Origin of the sequence: Rhizobacter sp. SG703, from assembly GCF_012275445.1 — a bacterium.
Taxonomy (GTDB): domain Bacteria; phylum Pseudomonadota; class Gammaproteobacteria; order Burkholderiales; family Burkholderiaceae_C; genus Rhizobacter.
Window position 1 is genome coordinate 682,017 of sequence record NZ_JAAZQK010000001.1, and the last position, 21,138, is coordinate 703,154.

At 68.5% G+C, this 21,138-nt stretch carries 14 protein-coding genes; 6 read left to right on the forward strand and 8 right to left on the reverse strand.

Annotated elements, in window-relative coordinates; translation table 11 throughout:
- The first annotated feature begins 63 nt into the window (after positions 1-63).
- Positions 64-1,911 carry a TolC family outer membrane protein gene (locus FHT26_RS02895; RefSeq protein ID WP_168558642.1) on the forward strand — a complete coding sequence of 616 codons (1,848 nt, stop codon included), beginning with the start codon at positions 64-66 and terminating at the stop codon, positions 1,909-1,911.
- A 106-nt stretch (positions 1,912-2,017) separates the two neighbouring features.
- On the opposite strand, the gene lpdA is transcribed toward FHT26_RS02895, so the two are convergent.
- The 4 genes from lpdA to aceE are packed head-to-tail and all read right to left on the reverse strand — an operon-like array spanning position 2,018 to position 8,871.
- Positions 2,018-3,826 carry a dihydrolipoyl dehydrogenase gene (gene lpdA / locus FHT26_RS02900; RefSeq protein WP_168558643.1) on the reverse strand — a complete coding sequence of 603 codons (1,809 nt, stop codon included), beginning with the start codon at positions 3,824-3,826 and terminating at the stop codon, positions 2,018-2,020.
- Positions 3,827-3,828: 2 nt separating this feature from the next.
- Positions 3,829-4,407: an Ntn hydrolase family protein gene (locus tag FHT26_RS02905; protein ID WP_056808316.1), complete on the reverse strand. Its 579-nt coding sequence runs from the start codon at positions 4,405-4,407 to the stop codon at positions 3,829-3,831.
- A gap of 13 nt (positions 4,408-4,420) precedes the next feature.
- The gene (gene aceF, locus FHT26_RS02910) at positions 4,421-6,130 is read right to left on the reverse strand and encodes a dihydrolipoyllysine-residue acetyltransferase (RefSeq protein ID WP_168558644.1); all 1,710 of its coding nucleotides are present in this window, start codon (positions 6,128-6,130) and stop codon (positions 4,421-4,423) included.
- A 35-nt stretch (positions 6,131-6,165) separates the two neighbouring features.
- On the reverse strand, positions 6,166-8,871 hold the full coding sequence (aceE, locus tag FHT26_RS02915; RefSeq protein ID WP_168558645.1) for a pyruvate dehydrogenase (acetyl-transferring), homodimeric type: 2,706 nt from the start codon (positions 8,869-8,871) through the stop codon (positions 6,166-6,168).
- A 157-nt stretch (positions 8,872-9,028) separates the two neighbouring features.
- Between aceE and FHT26_RS02920 the strand changes: the two genes are divergently transcribed.
- From FHT26_RS02920 to FHT26_RS02940, 5 genes are all read left to right on the forward strand, one after another.
- On the forward strand, positions 9,029-11,587 hold the full coding sequence (locus tag FHT26_RS02920; RefSeq protein WP_168558646.1) for a PAS domain S-box protein: 2,559 nt from the start codon (positions 9,029-9,031) through the stop codon (positions 11,585-11,587).
- Positions 11,588-11,597: 10 nt separating this feature from the next.
- On the forward strand, positions 11,598-12,221 hold the full coding sequence (locus tag FHT26_RS02925; RefSeq protein ID WP_047510729.1) for a response regulator transcription factor: 624 nt from the start codon (positions 11,598-11,600) through the stop codon (positions 12,219-12,221).
- A gap of 59 nt (positions 12,222-12,280) precedes the next feature.
- Entirely contained in the window at positions 12,281-13,135 is an 855-nt protein-coding gene (gene folD, locus FHT26_RS02930; RefSeq protein WP_168558647.1) for a bifunctional methylenetetrahydrofolate dehydrogenase/methenyltetrahydrofolate cyclohydrolase FolD, read from the forward strand.
- Positions 13,136-13,188: 53 nt separating this feature from the next.
- Positions 13,189-15,225: a M3 family metallopeptidase gene (locus FHT26_RS02935; protein WP_168558648.1), complete on the forward strand. Its 2,037-nt coding sequence runs from the start codon at positions 13,189-13,191 to the stop codon at positions 15,223-15,225.
- A gap of 61 nt (positions 15,226-15,286) precedes the next feature.
- Positions 15,287-15,946, forward strand: coding sequence for a glutaredoxin family protein (locus tag FHT26_RS02940; RefSeq protein ID WP_168558649.1), 660 nt, complete (start codon positions 15,287-15,289; stop codon positions 15,944-15,946).
- A gap of 94 nt (positions 15,947-16,040) precedes the next feature.
- Here the strand turns inward: FHT26_RS02940 and FHT26_RS02945 are convergent, their stop codons facing one another.
- The 4 genes from FHT26_RS02945 to FHT26_RS02960 are packed head-to-tail and all read right to left on the reverse strand — an operon-like array spanning position 16,041 to position 21,120.
- Positions 16,041-17,186, reverse strand: a complete 1,146-nt coding sequence (locus tag FHT26_RS02945; protein ID WP_168558650.1) for an MFS transporter — start codon at positions 17,184-17,186, stop codon at positions 16,041-16,043.
- Between the two features lie 19 nt (positions 17,187-17,205).
- Positions 17,206-18,615 (reverse strand): DNA recombination protein RmuC, encoded by a 1,410-nt coding sequence (locus FHT26_RS02950; protein WP_168558651.1) that lies wholly within the window; start codon positions 18,613-18,615, stop codon positions 17,206-17,208.
- A 22-nt stretch (positions 18,616-18,637) separates the two neighbouring features.
- Complete coding sequence (locus FHT26_RS02955; protein ID WP_168558652.1) at positions 18,638-20,131, reverse strand: ABC transporter permease/substrate-binding protein; 1,494 nt, start codon at positions 20,129-20,131, stop codon at positions 18,638-18,640.
- Positions 20,128-21,120, reverse strand: a complete 993-nt coding sequence (locus tag FHT26_RS02960; protein ID WP_168558653.1) for a 2-hydroxyacid dehydrogenase — start codon at positions 21,118-21,120, stop codon at positions 20,128-20,130. The genes FHT26_RS02955 and FHT26_RS02960 overlap by 4 nt, the downstream gene beginning before the upstream one ends.
- Positions 21,121-21,138: the final 18 nt, after the last annotated feature.

Genomic DNA, 21,138 nt, shown 5'->3' on the forward strand with positions numbered 1-21,138 from the left:
GATGTAGCGCGGCCACTACACTCATCGGGTTTCACGATGGGTTCGCTCAGAGACAGGATGACGATGCAGTTGAAGACCAAGCGCTTGCTCTCCGCCGCCGCTGCCGCACTGGCGTGCGCCGGCCCGGCCCTCGCGCAGAGCAACGAGGCCCTGAAGGCGGCGGCCCAGAAGGCCATCGCGTCCAACCCCGACGTCACCGGCCGGTTCAATGCCTACCGCGCTGCTTCCGATGCGATCGACGCGTCGCGCGGCGGCTTCTACCCCCGGCTCGACCTGAGCGCCAACGTCGGCCGCGACCGCGACAGCATCGATTCGCGCACGCCCGAGAGCCAGTCGATCAGCCGCAGCGGCGCGGCGCTGACGCTGACGCAGCTGCTGTGGGACGGGCTCGCCACCAGCAAGGACGTGGGCCGCCTCGGCCACGAGCGGCTGGCCCGCTACTTCGAGGTGGTCGACATCACCGAGCAGACCGCGCTCGAAGCCGCGCGTGCCTACTACGACGTGTTGCGCTACCGCCGGCTGGTGACGCTGGCCGAAGACAACTTCGTGCAGCACCGCGGCGCGTTCAACCAGATCAACTCGCGGGTGCGCGCCGGTGTCGGCCGCGGGGTCGACCTCGAGCAGGCCGCGGCGCGCCTCGCGCTGGCCGAATCCAACCTGTCGACCGAGGTGTCGAACCTGCACGATGTGTCGGCCCGCTACCAGCGCGTGGTCGGCGAGGCGCCGCCGGCGGCGTTGCCGCTGCCCACGCCGTTGCGCGCGGCAATTCCTGCCACCGCGAACGATGCGGCGGCCGAGGCGATCCGCCGCAGCCCGACCATCAGCGCCACCGTCGAATCGCTGCGCTCGGCGCGCTCGGCGGTCGGCGTGCGCGAAAGCGCCTACCAGCCGAAGGTCGAGGCCCGGGTGCGGGCCGGTGCCGGCCGCAACTTCGACGGCGTGCAGGACCAGCGCCGCGACAGCACCGCCGAGATCGTGCTGAACTGGAACCTCTTCAACGGCGGCTCCGACCAGGCGCGCGTGCGCCAGCAGGCCAAGCTGCTGACGCAGGCCGAAGACCTGCGCGACAAGGCCTGCCGCGACGTGCGCCAGACGGTGGCGATCGCCTACAACGACACCCGCAAGCTGAGCGACCAGCTGAGCTACCTCGACCGCAACACGATCGCGATCGAGAAAGCGCGCGACGCCTACCGGCAGCAGTTCGACATCGGCCAGCGCAGCCTGCTCGATCTGTTGAACGCCGAGAACGAGCTGTACACCGCGCGGCGCTCTTACGCGAATGCCGAATACGACCTGGGCATCGCCTATCTGCGCACGCAGGCGTCGATGAACCAGCTGAGCGCGCAGCTGGGGCTGGCGCGCGACCAGGCCGCGCCCGAGGCGCCGGACGACGCGAGCGGCTGGGCGGTCGACGGCGACGCGCCGACGCGCTGCCCGGCCGACACCATCGTGTCGCCGCCGATCGATTTCGACGCCTTGTCGCGGCGCGCGGCCAGCGGCAGTGGCCCGGCCACGCCGATCGCGGGAGGCGTCTCGACGCTGCCGGCCGCGGTGGCGGCGCCGGCAGCGGCGACTGCCGCCGGCAGCCCGCTGACGCGCCTGAACGGCTGGGCGGCGGCCTGGGAAGCCAAGGACCTGCCGCGCTACCTGGGCTTCTACGCGCCCGGTTTCACGCCGGCGCAGGGCTCGGCGGCCGCATGGAAGGCACGCCGACAGGCGATGCTGTCGAAGGGCGGCTCGATCAGCGTGAAGCTCGACAGCATCGACGTGAAGGCGGTGAGTCCCACGGTCACGCAGACGCGCTTCAAGCAGAGCTACAGCTCGAACGGCTATGCCGACGTCACCGCCAAGTCGCTGACCTGGCAGCTGATCGATGGGCAGTGGTTCATCACCAAGGAGAGCAACCTCTGAGCTGCCGGGGGGCGGTCTTGTGCGCCGCTCCGGTGCGTCGCGGTGGGTGAGGGAATGGGCCGGGGGCTCATGCCGGGGCGGTCGGCCTGGCGGCCGACTCCAAAGCCTATCGCTTCACCGGCGGCAAATCGGTACAGGCACCCTCGAAGGCCTCCGCCGCCAGCCCGATCGTCTCGCCGAGCGTCGGGTGCGGATGGATCGTCCGGCCGATGTCCACCGCATCGGCCCCCATCTCGATCGCCAGCGCGATCTCGCCGATCATGTCGCCCGCATGCGTGCCGACGATGCCGCCGCCGACGATGGCATGCGTCTCTTCGTCGAACAGCAGCTTCGTGAAGCCCTCGTCGCGGGTGTTCGCGATCGCCCGGCCCGACGCGGTCCACGGGAACAGGCCCTTCTTCACTTTCAGCCCCTTGGCCTTGGCCTCGTCCTCGGTCACGCCGACCCAGGCCACTTCAGGATCGGTATAAGCCACGCTCGGGATCACGCGCGCAATGAACGTGGTCTTCGCGAGGTGGTCGTCGCCCAGCTGCTCGCCGGCCGCGACCTCGGCCGCCACATGGCCCTCGTGCGTCGCCTTGTGCGCCAGCATCGGCTGCCCGACGATGTCGCCGATCGCGAAGATGTGCGGCACGTTGGTGCGCATCTGGATGTCCACCGGGATGAAGCCGCGCTCGCCGACCACCACGCCGGCCTTGTCGGCACCGATGCGCTTGCCGTTGGGCACGCGGCCCACCGCCTGCAGCACCAGGTCGTACAGCTGCGGCTCCTTCGGCGCGCCCTCGCCTTCGAAGCGCACCAGGATGCCGTCCTTCGTCGCCTCGGCGCCCACCGTCTTCGTCTTCAACATGATGTGGTCGAAGCGCGGCGCGTTCATCTTCTGCCACACCTTGACGAGGTCGCGGTCGGCGCCCTGCATCAGCCCGTCGAGCATCTCGACCACGTCGAGCCGCGCACCGAGCGACGAATACACCGTGCCCATCTCCAGCCCGATGATGCCGCCACCGACGATCAGCATGCGCTTCGGGTTCTGGCGCAGCTCGAGCGCGCCGGTGGAGGTGACGACGCGCGGATCGTCCTTCGGCAGGAACGGCAGCTTCACCGCTTCGGAGCCGGCCGCGATGATCGCGCGCTTGAAGCGGATCGTCTGGGTGCCGCCCATGGCCAATGCGACGGTGATGTGGTGCGGATCGGCGAACTCGGCCGTGCCCTGCACCACCGTCACCTTGCGCATCTTGGCCATCGCGGTCAGGCCGTTGGTCAGCTTGCCGACGACCTTTTCCTTGTGCTTGAGCAGCTTGCCGAGGTCGACGCTCGGGGCATTGAAGCCGATGCCCATCGCATCGAAATGCTTGACCTCGTCCATCACCGAGGCCACGTGCAGCAGCGCCTTCGACGGGATGCAGCCGACGTTCAGGCACACGCCGCCGAGTGTCGCGAAGCGCTCGATCATCACCGTCTTCAGGCCGAGGTCGGCGGCGCGGAACGCGGCCGAGTAACCGCCGGGGCCGGCGCCGAGCACCAGCATGTCGCATTCGAGGTCGGCGGTACCGGCAAATTCCGTTCGCACTGAGCTTGTCGAAGGGCTCGTTGCCCGCCCGGCTTCGACAGGCTCAGCCCGAACGGAGGTGGTGGACTCAGCCCGAACGGAGGTGGGGGCCTCGGCCTGAACGGGGGTGCTGGCCTCCAGCGACAGCATCACCGTCCCCTGGTTCACCGTGTCGCCCACCTTGACCTTGATGTCCTTCACGACACCCGCGTGCGACGACGGGATCTCCATCGACGCCTTGTCGCTCTCGACGGTGATCAGCGACTGCTCCGCCTTCACCGTGTCGCCGGGCTTGACCAGCAGCTCGATGATGGCCACGTCCTTGAAGTCGCCGATGTCCGGGACCTTGATGTCGATCAGTGCCATGCTCAGTCTTTCGCCTTCAGTTTGATCGTGTGGGCCTTGATCGGCCCGGCCGAGTTCTTGTCGAATTCGCAGCCGGCGCGCACGCCCAGCTCGGCGATCTCGCGCGCCGTCAGCTTGCCGCCGTAGGCGCCGTACATCGCGCCGAGCGCGAACGCGCGGCCCGAGCCGATCGCCCAGAAGCGGTCGAACTCGAACACCTCGCGGTACGAGTACACGCCGTAGATGCCGGTCGCGTTGGCGATCAGCGCGGTGAACTGCGAGCTCTCGTATGGGTCGGCGTCTTCTTCCTTCGGGTTCAGGAAGAAGGTCTCCTTCAGCTTCGGGTGCACCTTCAGGAAGGTGTCGAACACCTCGTCGCGCGAGCGCAGCTTCAGCTCGTCGGGCGGCAGGCTGTTCAGCACCCGCCGCAGCACCGGGAAGTGCGCGGTGGTGCCGGCCATGCCGATCCACGAATCGCCGACGCGAAACAGCTTCTCGTTCTCTTCGTAGCCGTGCGCCAGCCGCGTGTCCCCGAAGGTCACGAGGCTGTCGGACGCGAGCGCCAGCTGCATTCCCTTTCGGACCACCACCACGGTCGTCATGGTGCGGATCCGCTCAGAGCAGGACGCGGCGGAAGTCGGCCAGGATCTGCGCGAGGTAGGTGTTGAAGCGCGCCGCCGAGGCGCCGTCGATCACCCGGTGGTCCCAGCTCAGGCTCAGCGGCAGCATCAGGCGCGGCTGGAAGGCCTTGCCGTCCCACACCGGGCGTGTCGCCGACTTGCACACGCCGAGGATCGCCACCTCGGGCGCGTTGATGATCGGCGTGAAGTAGGTGCCGCCGATGCCGCCCAGCGAGCTGATCGAGAAGCAGCCGCCGGTCATCTCGGCCGGGCCCAGCTTGCCGTCGCGCGCCTTGCCGGCGAGCTCGCTCATTTCCTTGCTGATCTGCAGGATGCCCTTCTTGTCGGCATCGCGGATCACCGGAACCATCAGGCCGTTCGGCGTGTCGGCCGCGAAGCCGATGTGCACGTACTGCTTCAGCACCAGCTGCTCGCCGTCGAGCGACGCATTGAACTCGGGGAACTTCTTCAGCGCCGCGACGCAGGCCTTGATCAGGAAGGCGAGCATCGTGACCTTGACGCCCGACTTCTCGTTCTCCTTGTTCAGCTGCACGCGGAAGGCTTCGAGATCGGTGATGTCGGCATCGTCATGGTTGGTGACGTGCGGGATCATCACCCAGTTGCGGTGCAGGTTGGCGCCGCTGATCTTCTTGATGCGCGACAGGTCGCGGCGCTCGACCGGGCCGAACTTGGTGAAGTCGACCTGCGGCCACGGCAGCAGGCCGGGGAAGCCGGCACCGCCCGATGCCGCGCCGCCGGCCGGGGCCTTGGCGGCCTGCGCCTTGGTCTGCTGCGCGCCGGACAGAACGGTCTTCACGAAGGCCTGCACGTCGTCCTGCGTGATGCGGCCCTTCGGACCGCTGCCCTTCACTTCGTCCAGCGGCACGCCGAGTTCGCGGGCGAACTTGCGGATGCTGGGGGAGGCGTGCGGCAGGTTGGACTGGAGGACGGCGGGTTCGTGGGCGGGGAGCGCCGTTTGCACCGCACCACCCTCCGTTCGCACTGAGCTTGTCGAAGTGCTTGCGGGAGTTGCAGCGGCCTTCGAGGCAGGGGCTTCGACAGGCTCAGCCCGAACGGTGTTCACGGCACCGGCCGCAGCCTGCACCGTCGCAATCAGCGAGCCCTTCTTGACCTTGTCGCCGACCTTCACCTTCAGGTCCTTGACGACGCCGGCGTGCGACGACGGGATCTCCATCGAGGCCTTGTCGCTCTCGACGGTGATCAACGACTGCTCGGCCTTGATCGTGTCGCCCGGCTTGATGAACACCTCGATCACCGAGACCTCGTCGAAATCGCCGATGTCGGGGATCACCACGTCGACGACGCCGCCGGAAGCAGGTGCCGCGGATTCCGTTCGCACCGGGCTTGTCGAAGTGGACGCAGCGGCCTGCGAGGCAGGGGCTTCGACAGGCTCAGCCCGAACGGGAGCGGGCGCGGGAGCAGCGGCACCCGGTGCGGCGCCAGCGCCAGCCGCCTCGATCACCAGCAGCGGCGTCCCCTCGTTGATCTTGTCGCCGAGCTTGACCTTCAGCTCCTTCACGACGCCGGCGTGCGACGACGGGATCTCCATCGAGGCCTTGTCGCTCTCCACCGTGACGAGCGACTGCTCGGCCTTCACGGTGTCGCCCGGCTTCACGAGCAACTCGATGATCTCGACATCCTTGAAGTCGCCGATGTCGGGGACTTTCACTTCCACCAATGCCATGCTGGGTCTCCGGCGTGTTCTTGTGGCGTAGCCGTTCAGGCGTACAGCGGGTTGATCTTGTCAGCGTTGATGCCGTATTTCCTGATCGCCTCGGCGACCTTCTCGGCCGGCAGCGTGCCCTCGTCGGCCAGCGCCTTCAGCGCGGCGACCACGACGTAGTGCCGGTTCACCTCGAAGTGCTCGCGCAGCTTGCTGCGGAAGTCGCTGCGACCGAAACCGTCGGTGCCCAGCACCTTGTAGCTGCGGCCCTTCGGAATGAACGCGCGGATCTGGTCGGCGTAGTTCTTCATGTAGTCGGTCGACGCGATCACCGGGCCGGCGTACTTGTCGAGCTGCTGCGCGACGAACGGCACGCGCGGTTTCTCGGTCGGGTGCAGCAGGTTCCAGCGTTCGCAGTCCTGGCCGTCGCGCGCCAGCTCGTTGAAGCTCGGGCAGCTCCAGATGTTGGCCGACACGCCCCAGTCCTTGGCCAACAGCTCCTTCGCGGCGATCGATTCGCGCAGGATCGTGCCCGAGCCGAGCAGGTTCACGCGCGGCGTCTTCTTCGCGCCCTCTTCCAGCAGGTACATGCCCTTGATGATCTGCTCTTCGGTGCCGGCCTTCAGGCCCGGCATCGGGTAGTTCTCGTTCAGCAGCGTCAGGTAGAAGTACACGTTCTCCTGCTGCTCGACCATGCGTTTCAGGCCATGGTGCAGGATCACGCCCACCTCGTGCGCGAAGGTCGGGTCGTAGCTGATGCAGTTCGGGATCGTGCCGGCCAGGATGTGGCTGTGGCCGTCTTCGTGCTGCAGGCCTTCGCCGTTCAGCGTCGTGCGGCCCGAGGTGCCGCCCAGCAGGAAGCCGCGCGCCTGCATGTCGCCGGCGGCCCAGGCCAGGTCGCCGATGCGCTGGAAGCCGAACATCGAGTAGTAGACGTAGAACGGCACCATGATGCGGTTGTTCGTCGAGTACGACGTGGCCGCCGCGATCCAGCTGCTCATGCCGCCGGCCTCGTTGATGCCTTCCTGCAGGATCTGGCCGGCCTTGTCCTCGCGGTAGTACATCACCTGGTCCTTGTCGACCGGCGTGTACTGCTGCCCCGCGGGGTTGTAGATGCCGATCTGGCGGAACAGGCCTTCCATGCCGAAGGTGCGCGCCTCGTCGACGAGGATCGGCACCGCGCGCGGGCCGAGTTCCTTGTCGCGCAGCAGCTGCGTCAGGAAGCGCACGTAGGCCTGCGTGGTCGAGATCTCGCGGCCTTCGGCGGTCGGCTCGAGCACCGCCTTGAAGGTCTCCAGCTCGGGCACCTTCAGTTGCTCGTCGGCCTTGGTGCGGCGGTGCGGCAGGTAGCCGCCCAGCGCCTTGCGTCGGGCGTGCAGATACTGCATCTCCGGCGTGTCGTCGGCCGGCTTGTAGAACGGGATCTCGGCCAGCTTGTCGTCCGGAATCGGAATGTTGAAGCGGTCGCGGAAGGCGCGCACATCCTCGTCGACCAGCTTCTTGGTCTGGTGGGCGGTGTTCTTGCCTTCGCCGATCTTGCCCATGCCATAGCCCTTGACGGTCTTGATCAGCATCACCGTCGGCTGGCCCTTGTGCTTGGTCGCGCGGTCGTACGCGGCGTAGACCTTGTGCGGGTCGTGGCCGCCGCGCTGCAGGCGCCAGACTTCCTCGTCGCTCATCTTCGCGACCATCTCCAGCATCTTCGGATGGCGGCCGAAGAAGTTCTTGCGCACGAAGGCGCCGTCGTTCGCCTTGAAGGCCTGGTAGTCGCCGTCGACGGTGTCCATCATCACCTTGCGCAGGATGCCGTCCTTGTCCTTCGCGAGCAGCGGATCCCAGTAGCTGCCCCACAGCAGCTTGATGACGTTCCAGCCGGCACCGCGGAACTCGCCTTCGAGTTCCTGGATGATCTTGCCGTTGCCGCGCACCGGGCCGTCCAGGCGCTGCAGGTTGCAGTTGACGACGAAGATCAGGTTGTCGAGCTTCTCGCGCGCGGCCAGGCCGATCGCGCCGAGCGATTCGGGTTCGTCCATCTCGCCGTCGCCGCAGAACACCCACACCTTGCGGTTCTCGGTGTTCGCGATGCCGCGGGCGTGCAGGTACTTCAGGAAACGCGCCTGGTAGATCGCCATCAGCGGGCCCAGGCCCATCGAGACAGTCGGGAACTGCCAGAACTCGGGCATCAGCTTCGGGTGCGGGTAGCTGGAGATGCCCTTGCCGTCGACCTCCTGGCGGAAGTTCAGCAGCTGCTCCTCGCTCAGCCGGCCTTCCATGTACGCGCGGGCGTAGACGCCGGGCGACGAATGCCCCTGGATGTACAGCAGGTCGCCGCCATGGCCTTCGCTCTCGGCATGCCAGAAATGGTTGAAGCCGGTGCCGAACATCGTCGCGAGCGATGCGAACGACGAGATGTGGCCACCCAGGTCGCCACCGTCGGCGGGGTGCAGGCGGTTGGCCTTGACCACCATCGCCATCGCGTTCCAGCGCATGTAGGCGCGCAGTCGCTCCTCGATCTCGACGTTGCCGGGCGAATGCTCCTCCTGGTCGACCGGGATGGTGTTGACGTAGGCGGTGTTGGCCGAGAACGGCACGTCGATGCCGGCCTGCCGGGCGTGGTCGATCAGCTGCTCGAGCAGGAAGTGCGCGCGCTCGCCGCCTTCGGCACCGATCACCGCCGACAGGGCGTCCAGCCATTCGCGGGTTTCCTGCGAGTCGGCATCGTTCGCCGAGTCGCCGAGGAAAGACTCCGGGTTTGCAGCCATGCTTGTCTCCGTAAGGTTCAACTTTTTGGGGCGGCGGCAGTGTCGCACAACTCAAAAAGCTTTCCAAATTGCGCGACATCGTTTCGTATTATGGAATTCCCCGGGGCGCGGGTCGCTCCGGACGGGCTCCCTCGGGCGGGCCCTCGATAATCGCTCCATGCAGCCGTTGAACACCCCTCCTCCACGCAGCGCCCCTCTCCCCGGCGCGGCGCAGAGAATCTTCGGGCTCTGGTGGCGGCGCCAGTCGCTCGCCCGCCAGGACCGCTTCGCGACGCTGGGTCCGCTGGTGTCGGTGCTGCTGTTCCTGGCGGCGATCATCCTGGCCTTCTGGTACCTGCGCAACGAGGAATTCGAGCGCGAGCAGGAATCGGTCAAGCGCGACACCGAGATCGCGCAGCAGCAGATCCGGCTGCGGCTGATCGAGAACCAGGAGCAGCTGGTGCGCATCGCGCGCGAGATCGCGACCCGCACCATCGACCAGGACGAGTTCCTCGGCCAGGCCGCGAGCTTCACCCGCGAGCGCCCCGAGATCACGAACCTGATCTGGGTCGGCGCGAACCGCAGCCGGCGCGCCGGCTACGCGGCCACCGGCTTCCACCCGGAAAGCGGCTTCGGCGGCGAGGAGAGCAGCACCTCGGTGCCCAAGGAAGGCGCGAAGACCGCGCCCGAGGCCGCCTTCACCGCGGCGCGCGACCTGCGCCAGCCGGTGTATTCGCGGCCGTTCACCGACCTGTACGGCGCCGCGGTGTTCCAGGTGCAGGTGCCGCTGCTCGACCGCAGCGCGTTCTCGGGCACGCTGATCGCCGAGTACTCGATCGAATCGCTGATGCGCTACTTCATCCCGGCCGAGGTGTCGACGCGGCATTCGGTGACGCTGGTCGACGGCCAGGACCGCATCCTCGCAAGCACCGTGACGCCGATGCCCGGCCAGCAGAACCGCCGCTCGGCCACCACCATCGTGCACGACGTGCCGCTCGCGCCGGCCGGCAACGGCCTGGTGCTGCGCGGCCAGGGCTACCGCACCTCGATCGGGCTGATCAGCAACACCCTCTTCTGGATGGTCGCGGCCCTGTCGGTGCTGACGGTCTGGATGCTGCTCGGCACCTGGCGCCACATGCGCCGGCGGCTGCAGATCCAGAGCACGCTGGTGTCGGAGACCAACTTCCGGCGCGCGATGGAAAACTCGATGCTGACCGGCATGCGCGCGATGGACATGGAAGGCCGCATCACCTACGTGAACCCGGCCTTCTGCGCGATGACCGGCTTCAGCGAGGCCGAGCTGATCGGCCGCGTGCCGCCGTTCCCGCACTGGCCGCCCGAGCGCATCGACGAGAACACCCGGCTGCTGCAGCAGGAGCTGCAGGGCCGCAGCCCGGCCGGTGGCATCGAGGTGAAGGTGATGCGCAAGGACGAATCGCAGTTCGACGCGCGCATGTACGTCTCGCCGCTGATCGACCCGAAGGGGCTGCAGACCGGCTGGATGACCTCGATGACCAACATCACCGAGGCCAAGCGGGTGCGCGACCAGCTGTCGGCCTCGCACGAGCGCTTCACCACCGTGCTCGAAGGGCTGGACGCCGCGGTGTCGGTGCTGTCGGTGCAGCAGGGCGAGCTGCTGTTCGCGAACCGCTCGTACCGGCTGTGGTTCGGTGCCGATGCGCGCGGCCATGCGCTGCTGGCCGGCGGCGACCCCGGCCTGCCGGTGATCGGCGGGCTGTCGGCCTTCGGCGACGACGGCGATTCGGTCGACAGCTTCGGCGGCCTGCCGACGCAGGAGCTGACCGAGGTCGGCTCGGATGCGCGCGAGGTCTACATCGACCCGCTGCAGAAGTGGTTCGACGTGCGCGCGCGCTACCTGCAGTGGACCGACGGGCGGCTTGCGCAGATGCTGATCGCCACCGACATCACCGGCCGCCGCAACGCCGAGACGCAGGCCGCGCAGCAGGCCGAGAAGGCGCAGGTGACGAGCCGGCTGGTGACGATGGGCGAGATGGCCTCGTCGGTCGCGCACGAGCTGAACCAGCCGCTGACCGCGATCACGAACTACTGCAACGGCATGGTCTCGCGCGTGAAGGGCGACGCGATCCAGAAGGACGACCTGATCGCCGCGCTCGAGAAGACCGCGCGCCAGGCCGAGCGCGCCGGGCAGATCATCCGGCGCATCCGCGCGTTCGTGAAGCGCAGCGAGCCGCAGCGCCAGCCGGCGCAGGCGCAGAGCATCGTCGAGGATGCGGTGGAGCTGGCCAACATCGAACTGCGCCGGCGCAACGTGGCGGTGCACGTCTATGTCGCGCAGCGCCTGCCGACGCTGATGGTCGACCCGATCCTGATCGAGCAGGTGGTGCTGAACCTGCTGAAGAACGCGGCCGAGGCGATCGACATGGCGCAGCTGCCGCAGGCGCGCCGCAACATCGAGATGCGCGTGGTGCCCAAGCACACGCCGGAAGAAGGCGGCGTGATCGAGTTCAGCGTGACCGACAGCGGCCCCGGGCTGAAGGAGGAAGTGATCGCGCGGCTGTACGAGGCCTTCTTCTCGACCAAGGCCGAGGGCCTGGGCATCGGGTTGTCCCTGTGCCGCTCGATCATCGAGAGCCACCGCGGCCGTATCCGTGCACAGAACCTCTACAATGGCGACCTCGCCGTCGGGTGCCGCTTCAGCTTCACGCTGCCTGTGGAAACCGCCAAATCTGCCGGCCTGGAGCCGGCGCTGCCATGAGACTGCATCGATGAGCTTGATTCCGAAAAAGGGCACGGTCTATGTGGTCGACGACGACGAGGCTGTGCGCGACTCGCTGCAATGGCTGCTCGAAGGCAAGGACTACCGCGTCAAGTGCTTCGATTCCTCCGAATCGTTCCTGTCCCGCTTCGACCCCCGCGAGGTCGCCTGCCTGATCGCCGACATCCGCATGGACGGCATGAGCGGGCTCGAACTGCAAGACCGGTTGCTGGAGCGCAAGTCGCCGCTGCCGGTCGTCTTCATCACCGGCCATGGCGACGTGCCGATGGCGGTCACGACGATGAAGAAGGGCGCGATGGACTTCATCGAGAAGCCCTTCAAGGAAGAAGAACTGCTCGGCCTGGTCGAGCGCATGCTCGACCAGGCGCGCAGCGCGTTCTCGCACCACCAGGAAGCCGCCAGCCGCGACGCGCTGCTGTCGCGGCTGACGACCCGCGAGGCGCAGGTGCTCGAGCGCATCGTCGCAGGCCGGCTCAACAAGCAGATCGCCGACGACCTGGGCATCAGCATCAAGACGGTCGAGGCGCACCGCGCCAACATCATGGAGAAGCTGAACGCGAACACCGTGGCCGACCTCCTCAAGATTGCCCTCGGCGCCCAAGCCAAGGCCTGACATCCACCCCATCCTGAAGGCCGCTACCGAAGCGGCCTTTTTCGTTTCTGGAGCCCCCCATGACCGCACAACTGATCGACGGCAACGCCCTCGCCAGGCAGGTTCGCGCCGAAGTCGCGCAACGTGCCGCCGCCCTCACCGCCCGCGGCCACCGGCCTGGCTTGGCGGTGATCCTGGTCGGCGACGACCCGGCCTCGCAGGTCTACGTGAAGCACAAGGTCAACGACTGCGAAACCAGCGGCGTGCGCTCGGTGCTCGAGAAGTACGACGCGGCGCTGCCCGAGGCCGAGCTGCTGGCGCGCATCGCCGCGCTGAACGCCGACCCGACGATCCACGGCATCCTGGTGCAGATGCCGCTGCCGAAGCACATCGATCCGCAGAAGGTCATCGAGGCGATCTCGCCGCTGAAGGACGTCGACGGCTTCCATGTGCAGAGCGCCGGCGCGCTGATGGTCGGCCGCCCCGGCTTCCTGCCGTGCACGCCGTACGGCTGCATGAAGCTGATCGCCACCACCGGCATCGCGCTGCGCGGCAGGAATGCCGTCGTGATCGGCCGCAGCAACACCGTCGGCAAGCCGATGGCCCAGCTGCTCTTGCAGGCCAACGCCACCGTCACCATCTGCCACAGCGCGACGTCCGACATCGGCCTCTTCACGCGCCAGGCCGATGTCGTCGTCGCGGCGGTCGGCAAGCGCAATGTGCTCACCGCCGACATGGTCAAACCGGGCGCGGTGGTCATCGACGTGGGCATGAACCGCAAGGACGACGGCAAGCTCGCCGGCGACGTGGACTTCGACGGCGTCTCCCAGGTCGCCGGCTGGATCACGCCGGTGCCGGGTGGCGTCGGACCCATGACCCGTGCGATGCTCCTGGTCAACACCCTGGAGGCCGCGGAGCGATTCGCGCAGGGTTGACGCGCCACCCCCGGTGGCGGCACTTCGGTCACTTCACAAGGGAGATGAAAACAATGAACGAGATCAATCCACTGCTGGTTCCCGATGCACTGCTCGACTTCTCGGCGATCCGCGCCGCGCACGTTGCACCGGCGATGGCGCAGTTGCTGACCGAGGCCGAGGAAGCGCTCGACAAGGTCACGAGCGACGCGGTGCCGGCCGACTACGACGCGATGTCGGCGGTGCTCGACGTCGCGACCGAACGCCTCGGCCGTGCCTGGGGCGCGGTGCACCACCTGACCGCGGTGGCCGACACGCCGGAACTGCGCGCGGCGTACAACGAGCAGCTGCCGGCCGTCACCGAATTCCACACCCGGCTCGGTGCCGATGAGCGGCTCTACGCGAAGTACAAGCGGATCGCCAACAGCCCGGCCGCCGCCGCGCTCAGCGCGCCGCGCCGCCAGGCGCTGTCGAACGCGATGCGCGATTTCGTGCTGTCGGGGGCCGAGCTGAAGGGCGCCGACCGCGACCGCTACGCGCAGATCCAGGACCGCCTGGCCGCGCTGTCGCAGACCTATTCCGAGCACGTGCTCGATGCGACCGACGGCTTCGCGCTGTACGTCGACGAGGCCGAGCTGGCCGGCGTGCCGGCCGACGTGGTCGCCGCGGCCCGCGCCGCCGCCGAGGCCGACGGCAAGCCGGGCCACAAGATCACGCTGCACTTCCCGAGCTACTTCCCGGTGATGCAGTACGGCAGCAACCGCGCGCTGCGCGAGAAGCTGTACGTGGCCTACGTGACCCGCGCGAGCGAGGCCGGTCCGGCGGCGCTCGACAACAGCGCGGTGATGCGCGAGCTGCTCGACCTGCGCCAGGAAGAAGCCAGGCTGCTCGGCTATGCGAGCTTCGCCGAGGTGTCGCTGGTGCCGAAGATGGCCGATTCGCCGCAGCAGGTCACCGGCTTCCTGCGCGACCTGGCGCAGCGCGCCCGCCCCTACGCCGAGCGCGACCTGGCCGAGCTGCGCGCCTTCGCCCGCAGCGAGCTCGGGATCGACGAGCTGCAGGCCTGGGATTTTCCGTACGCCAGCGAGAAGCTGAAGGAGAACCGCTACGCGTTCAGCGACCAGGAGGTCAAGCCGTACTTCACCGAGACCAAGGTGCTCGACGGGCTGTTCCGCATCATCGAGACGCTGTTCGAGGTCAGCATCCGCGCCGACAGCGCGCCGGTCTGGCACCCGGGCGTGCGCTTCTTCCGCATCGAGCGCCAGGGCGAGCTGGTCGGGCAGTTCTACCTCGACCCGTATGCGCGCCCCGGCAAGCGGCCCGGCGCGTGGATGGACGACGTCTGCGGCCGCTGGGCGCGCCCCGACGGCCGCACGCAGACGCCGGTCGCGCACCTGGTGTGCAACTTCGCATCGCCGGTCGAGGTCGACGGCAAGCGCCGCCCGGCGCTGCTGACGCATGACGACGTGACGACGCTGTTCCACGAATTCGGCCACGGCCTGCACCACATGCTGACGCAGGTGAACGACGTCGGCGTGGCCGGCATCTCCGGCGTCGAATGGGACGCGGTCGAGCTGCCGAGCCAGTTCATGGAGAACTTCTGCTGGGAGTGGGACGTGCTGAAGCGGCTGACTTCCCACGTCGACACCGGCGAGCCGCTGCCGCGTGCGCTGTTCGACAAGATGCTCGCCGCGAAGAACTTCCAGAGCGGGCTGCAGACGCTGCGCCAGATCGAGCTCTCGCTGTTCGACATGCGCCTGCATGCCGAACCGGGCTCGCAGGCCGACATCCAGAAGCTGCTCGACGAGGTGCGCGCCGAGGTGGCGGTGCTGGTGCCACCGCGCTTCAACCGCTTCCAGCACGGCTTCTCACATATTTTTTCCGGCGGTTACGCGGCCGGCTACTACAGCTACAAGTGGGCCGAAGTGCTGAGCGCCGACGCGTGGAGCGCCTTCGAAGAGGCCGGCGCGCTCGACATCGCCACGGGGCGGCGCTACCGGCAGGCCATCCTCGAGGCGGGCGGCAGCCGTCCGGCGATGGAGAGCTTCAAGGCCTTCCGCGGCCGCGAGCCGAGCATCGATGCGTTGTTGCGACACCAAGGCATGGCTTAGGCGAGCCGGCCCTGATGAAGTAAATTCGGACGCAAACACATTCAGCGTTGTTGGAGCCCTCATGAACCGATCCACTTTCCGCACGTTCGCCCGTCACTTCAGCCTGGCGGCGCCGACGCTGCTGGCCACGCTGTTCACCGCGCTGCCCGCGCACGCGCTGTACAAGGTGGTCGGCCCCGACGGCAAGATCACCTACACCGACCGGCCGGCGGTCAGCCCCGAGAACAAGGTGCAGTCGGTCAACAGCAACGGTGGCGTGTCCGACGACGTCGCGCTGCCGTACGAGCTGCGCCAGATCGCGCAGCGCTTCCCGGTGACGCTGTACGGCGCCAAGGATTGCCCGCCCTGCGACATGGCCCGCCAGCTGCTGCGCCAGCGCGGCATCCCGTTCACCGAGAAGTCGATCTCGACCAAGGAAGACGGCGACGCGCTGCAACGCATCACCGGCGGCCGCGACCTGCCGGCCGCGACCATCGGCGCGCAGGTGCTGCGCGGCTTCCAGCGCGAAGACTGGTCGAGCTACCTCGATGCCGCGGCGTATCCGAAGGAATCGAAGCTGCCGGCCAGCTACACGCAGGGCAGCGCCACGCCGCTGACCGAGCCGAAGCAGGCGGTGAAGGCGAACACGCCGCAGAACGGCAATGCGCCGGCGGCGCAAGCGCCTCAGTCGTCGGGCGACAGCGGCAGCACCGGCAGCAACCCAGCCGGCATCAAGTTCTAGGTCGAAGAAGCGGGCCGAGCGCCGGGCCGCCCCAAGCCGGCCCGCATCCCCCTGGGGGATCGGTCGGCGTACTCGACGACCGAGGGGTTGTCATTCACCGGATCCGGCGCGCCTGCCAGCTGCCGGCACCGACCGCCAGCCCCATCATCCAGAACAGCGACGCGGCCCCCAGTGCCGCACCGAAGGCGCCGAACAGCAGCGGCATCAGCGTGCTGGACCCGTTCAGCGCCATCGACCGGAACGCGATGGCCTCGCCATGGCGCTCGTGCGGCGTGATGTGGTGCAGCGTCGACATCACCATCGGCTGCACCGCCCCGAGCGCCAGCCCCAGCAGCGACGCGCAGCAAGCCATCAGCCAGGCCGAGTGCACGAACGGATAGATGCCGAAGATCGCCGCGACCCACAGCATCGCACCGGTCAGCACCTGCGATTCGCTCAGGCGGTGCGCGAGGACCGGGATCAGCAGCCGCACCGCCACCACCGACGTCGCGAACAGCCCGAGCACCAGCCCGATCGCACCGGCGCTCATGCCGCGCTCGTGCCCGAGGATCGGCACGACGAAGGAATGCACGTCCCAGCTGGCCGACAGCAGCCAGTTCACCAGCAGCAGCCGGCGCAAGGCCGGTGAGCGCAGCAGGTCCCACGAACTCTGGCGCGCCGCCGTGGCGGAGGCGCGCGGCACGTCGGCCTCGGCCGGCACGTAGCGGGCCGACACCAGCGCCGCCAGCGGCATCAGCATCAGCACCGCGAACGCGACCCGGAAGCCCATCTGGTCGATCAGCAGCCCGGCGGTCACCGGTCCGACGACGTTCGACAAGGCCGGCGCCAGCCCGAGCCAGCTGAAGACGCGGATGCGTTCGGTCGCATCGGTGGCCATGCGGCCGGCGGTGCGCTGGATCGTGATCAGGCCGAAGTTCGAGCCGGCGCCGGTCAGGATGGCCGCCAGGCACATCGCGAGGTAGTGGCTGCTGAGCGCGGCGATGGTGCCGCCCGCGAGCGACAGCGCGACCCCCAGCCGCATCGGCACGTGGTAGCCCCGACGGTCCGCGAGCCGCCCGGCCGGCAGCGACAGCAGCACCGGCGCCGCAGCGAACAGCGCCATCAGCAGCCCGACCGTCCACTCCGCCTGCCCTTGCTTCAGCGCCTGCAGCGGCGCCGCCATCCGCACCCCCGCCATGCACGAATGCAAGCTGATCTGACCGAGGATCAACGCGAGCAGCGGGCGGGAGAATTGCGCCATGTCGTGGTGTCAGGAAACCTCAGGCATCGCTTTCGGGAAGATCCGGGACGATGGCGTCGTCGTCGCGCGGCAGCGCCAGCGGCAGCAAGGCCTGCGCATGCGTCTCGGTGACCGCCTCGACCGACTTCAGCTTGCGCGCCATCACGTTGGCCCGCGTCTGCGCCTGGTCGATCGTGTTGCTGGCCTCGTCGAGCTTCTTCTTGGTCTTCGCGAGCACGTCGCCGAACTTCGCGAACTCGGTCTTCACCGCGCCCAGCACCTCCCACACCTCGACCGAGCGCTTCTCCAGCGCCAGCGTGCGGAAGCCCATCTGCAGGCTGTTCAGCGTGGCCAGCAGCGTGGTCGGCCCGGCCAGCATCACGTGGTGCTCGCGCTGCAGCGATTCGACCAGCCCCGGCCGGCGCAGCGCCTCGGCATACAGGCCTTCGGTCGGCACGAACAGGATCGCGAAATCGGTGGTGTGCGGCGGCGAGACGTACTTGTCGTGGATGGATCGAGCCTCGAGCCGCAGCCGCGTCTCGATGGCCTTCGCGGCCACCTCGACCGCCGCCGGATCGGCGCGGTCCTGCGCATCCAGCAAGCGTTCGTAGTCTTCGCGCGGGAACTTCGCGTCGACCGGCAGCCACAGCGGCACGCCGTCGACCCGCTGCCCCGGCAGCCGGATCGCGAACTCGACCCGCGCACCGCTGCCCGGCACCGTCTCGACGTTGACGGCGTACTGCTCCGGCGTGAACACCTGTTCCAGCAGGCCGGCCAGCTGCACCTCGCCGAAGATGCCGCGCGTCTTGACGTTGGTCAGCACGCGGTTCAGCGAGCCGACATCGCGCGCCAGGTTCTGCATCTCGCCGAGGCCCTTGTGCACCTGGTCGAGCCGGTCGGCGACCAGCTTGAAGCTTTCGCCCAGCCGCTGCTCGAGCGTGGCATGCAGCTTCTCGTCGACGGTGGCGCGCATCTGCTCGAGCTTCTTCTCGTTGTCGGCCTGGATCGCCGACAGCTTTTGCTCGACCGCGCCGCGCATCTCGGTCAGGCGTTGGTCGTTGGACTGCGACAGCGAGCGCAGCTGATCGGCCAGCGTGTCGGCGAAGCGCTTCAGCGCATTGGCCTGCTGCTCGGCCAGCCGCGCCAGCGTGGCCTCTTGCGCCTGCTGCGTGGCGGCCAGCTGGGTGCGGAAGCTGTCGATCTGCTCGTTCTGCGTGCGCGCGACGTCGCCCTGTTGCGCGAGCAGCGTCTGCTGGAAGCTCGCGAGCGTCTGCCCCAGTTCCTGCCGCGTGCCCTGCGCGCTGCGGGCCACTTCATCGCGCAACTCGCGTTCCAGGCGTTCGAGCCGGCCCAGGTGGTCGGTGCCCGCATCGGGCCGCCGCAGCGCGAGCCAGAGCGTCAGCAGCAGGACAAGAACGAGGAGTGCGAGCGATATCCAGTCGAGGAGCATTCGCGCATTCTCGCAGCAGCGGCTATGCCGAGCTGCGCAGTGGGGCAGGCAGCAGGCGCTTTTCGATCGCGTCGAAACCGTATTGCACCAGCAGCGCGAGCACCGCCGCCGGCAACGCGCCGGCCAGCATCGCCGCGGTGTCGTTGACCGCCAGGCCGGCGACGATGCGCTCGCCATAGCCGCCGGCGCCGATGAAGGCCGCCACCGTCGCGGTGCCGACGTTGATCACCGCCGCGGTCTTGATGCCCGCCAGCAGCGTCGGCGCCGCCAGCGGCAGCTGCACATGGCGCAGCGCCTGCCGCGGCGTCAGGCCGAGCGACAGTGCAGCCTGCGCCAGCCCGGCCGACACGCCCTGCAGCCCGGCATGCGTGTTGCGCACGATCGGCAGCAAGGCGTAGAGGAACAGCGCGATCAGCGCCGGCAGCAGCCCGATGCTGCCGACCACCGCGATCAGGAAGGCCAGCAGCGCGAGCGACGGCACCGTCTGCAGCACCGACACCGCGCCCATCACCAGTCCGGCGCTGCGCGGCCAGCGCCAGGCCGCGACACCGAGCGGCACGCCGACCAGCACCGCGACCGCCAGCGAGCCGAACACCAGCAGCAGGTGCTGCCCGGTGAGCCGCGCGAAATCGGGGCCGAACAGCCGCTGCGCGAAGGTGATCGGCTTCGAGGCCGCCACCGCGCTGCTCGACAGGAACTGCCGCGCGACCTCGGCGAAGCTCTTGCCGTCGAGCTCGACCTGGGCGTTCAGCGAGATCATCGCCGCCTCGTCGATGCGGCCGGCCAGCGCCTGCAGCGGCGCCGGGTCGAGTGCGGCCCGCATCAGCAGCACCGCGTCGTATTTCGGGAAGAAGTTCAGGTCGTCCTTCAGCACGCGCAGCTTGTAGCGGCCGACCTTGGCATCGGTGCTGTAGATATCGATCAGGTCGACGCGATGCGCTGCGATCGCGTCGTAGGCCAGGCCGTGGTCCAGCCCGGCCGGCTTGTCGTAGGCGAGGCGGTACGCCGCCTTCAGCGCCGGCCAGCCGTCGGCACGCTCCAGGAACTCGTGCGACAGCCCCGGCCGCAGCGCCGCCGCCTGCGGCTTCAACAGGTCGGAGATGCGCTCGATGCCCAGTTGCTGCGCCTGCGATTCGAGCATCGCGATCGCATAGGTGTCGTTGAAGCCGAGCGGCACCGCGGCCTTCAGCCCGCGCGGTGCGAGCCACGTGTTCAGCTCGTCGAGCGACGGGTTGCCCTCGCGCTTCAGCAGCTCGCGCACGATGGTGCCGGTGTACTCGGGGTAGACGTCGACCGCGCCGCTGGACAGCGCCTGCTCGAGGATGCCGGTGTTGCCCAGCCCCTGCTTGTGCGTGGCCGGGATGCCGGCGCGCTCGTAGGTCTGGCGCACGATCTCGCCGAGCACGTACGACTCGGTGAAGCGCTTGGAGCCGACGGTGACGCTGTCGGCCGCGTGCACGGCAGCGCCGCAGGCCATCATCAGCAGGCCGACGGCTGCGGCGCGCAACGCCTTCATCCCTTCAGCGCCGCCGCGTTGATCGGGGTCGGCGGGTGGCCGGCTTGCGGCCCGAAGCCCAGCGCGGCGATCAGGTTGTCGGCCGCGAGGTTGGCCATCGCGCGCCGCGTCGCGATGGTGGCGCTCGCGATGTGCGGCGTCAGCACGACGTTCGGCACCGCCAGCAGCGCCGGGTTCAACGCCGGCTCGCCTTCGAACACATCGAGCCCGGCCGCCGCGATGCGCCGCTCGGCCAGCGCCTGCGCGAGCGCCGCGTCGTCGACGACCCCGCCGCGCGCGATGTTGGTCAGCGTGGCCGTTCGCTTCATCTGCGCCAGCTCGGCCGCGCCGACCGCATGGTGCGAGGCCGGCGAGTACGGCACGACGATCACCAGGTGGTCCGCATCGCGCAGCAGCGCTTCTTTGGACACGTAGCTGGCGCGGCACTCGGCCTCGATGCCGGGCGCAAGCCGGGAGCGGTTGTGGTAGATCACCTTCATGCCGAAGCCGTGCGCGCCGCGCTTCGCGATGCCCTGGCCGATGCGGCCCATGCCGAGGATGCCGAGCGTCGCGCCGTGGACGTCGCTGCCGGCGAACATCTCGTAGGACCACTTCTTCCATTCGCCCCGGCGCAGGAAGTGCTCCGATTCGGCGATGCGCCGCGCGGTGGCCATCATCAGCGCGAAGCCGAAGTCGGCGGTGGTCTCGGTCAGCACGTCGGGCGTGTTGGTGCACAGCACGCCGCGCGCGCTGCAGGCGTCGACGTCGATGTTGTTGTAGCCGACCGCCATGTTGCACACCGCCTTCAGCTGCGGATTGGCGTCGAGCACCTCGGCGTCGAAGCGCTCGCTGCCGGTGGCGAACACGCCCTGCTTGCCGGCCAGGTGCTGGATCAGCTCGGCTTTCGTGAAGACGCGGTCGGCCGGGTTGTCCTCGACGTCGAAGTGCGCCCGCAGGCGGTCGACGACATCGGGGAACACGGCACGCGAGACGAGTACGGCAGGCTTCATGTCAGATCCTCTTCAACG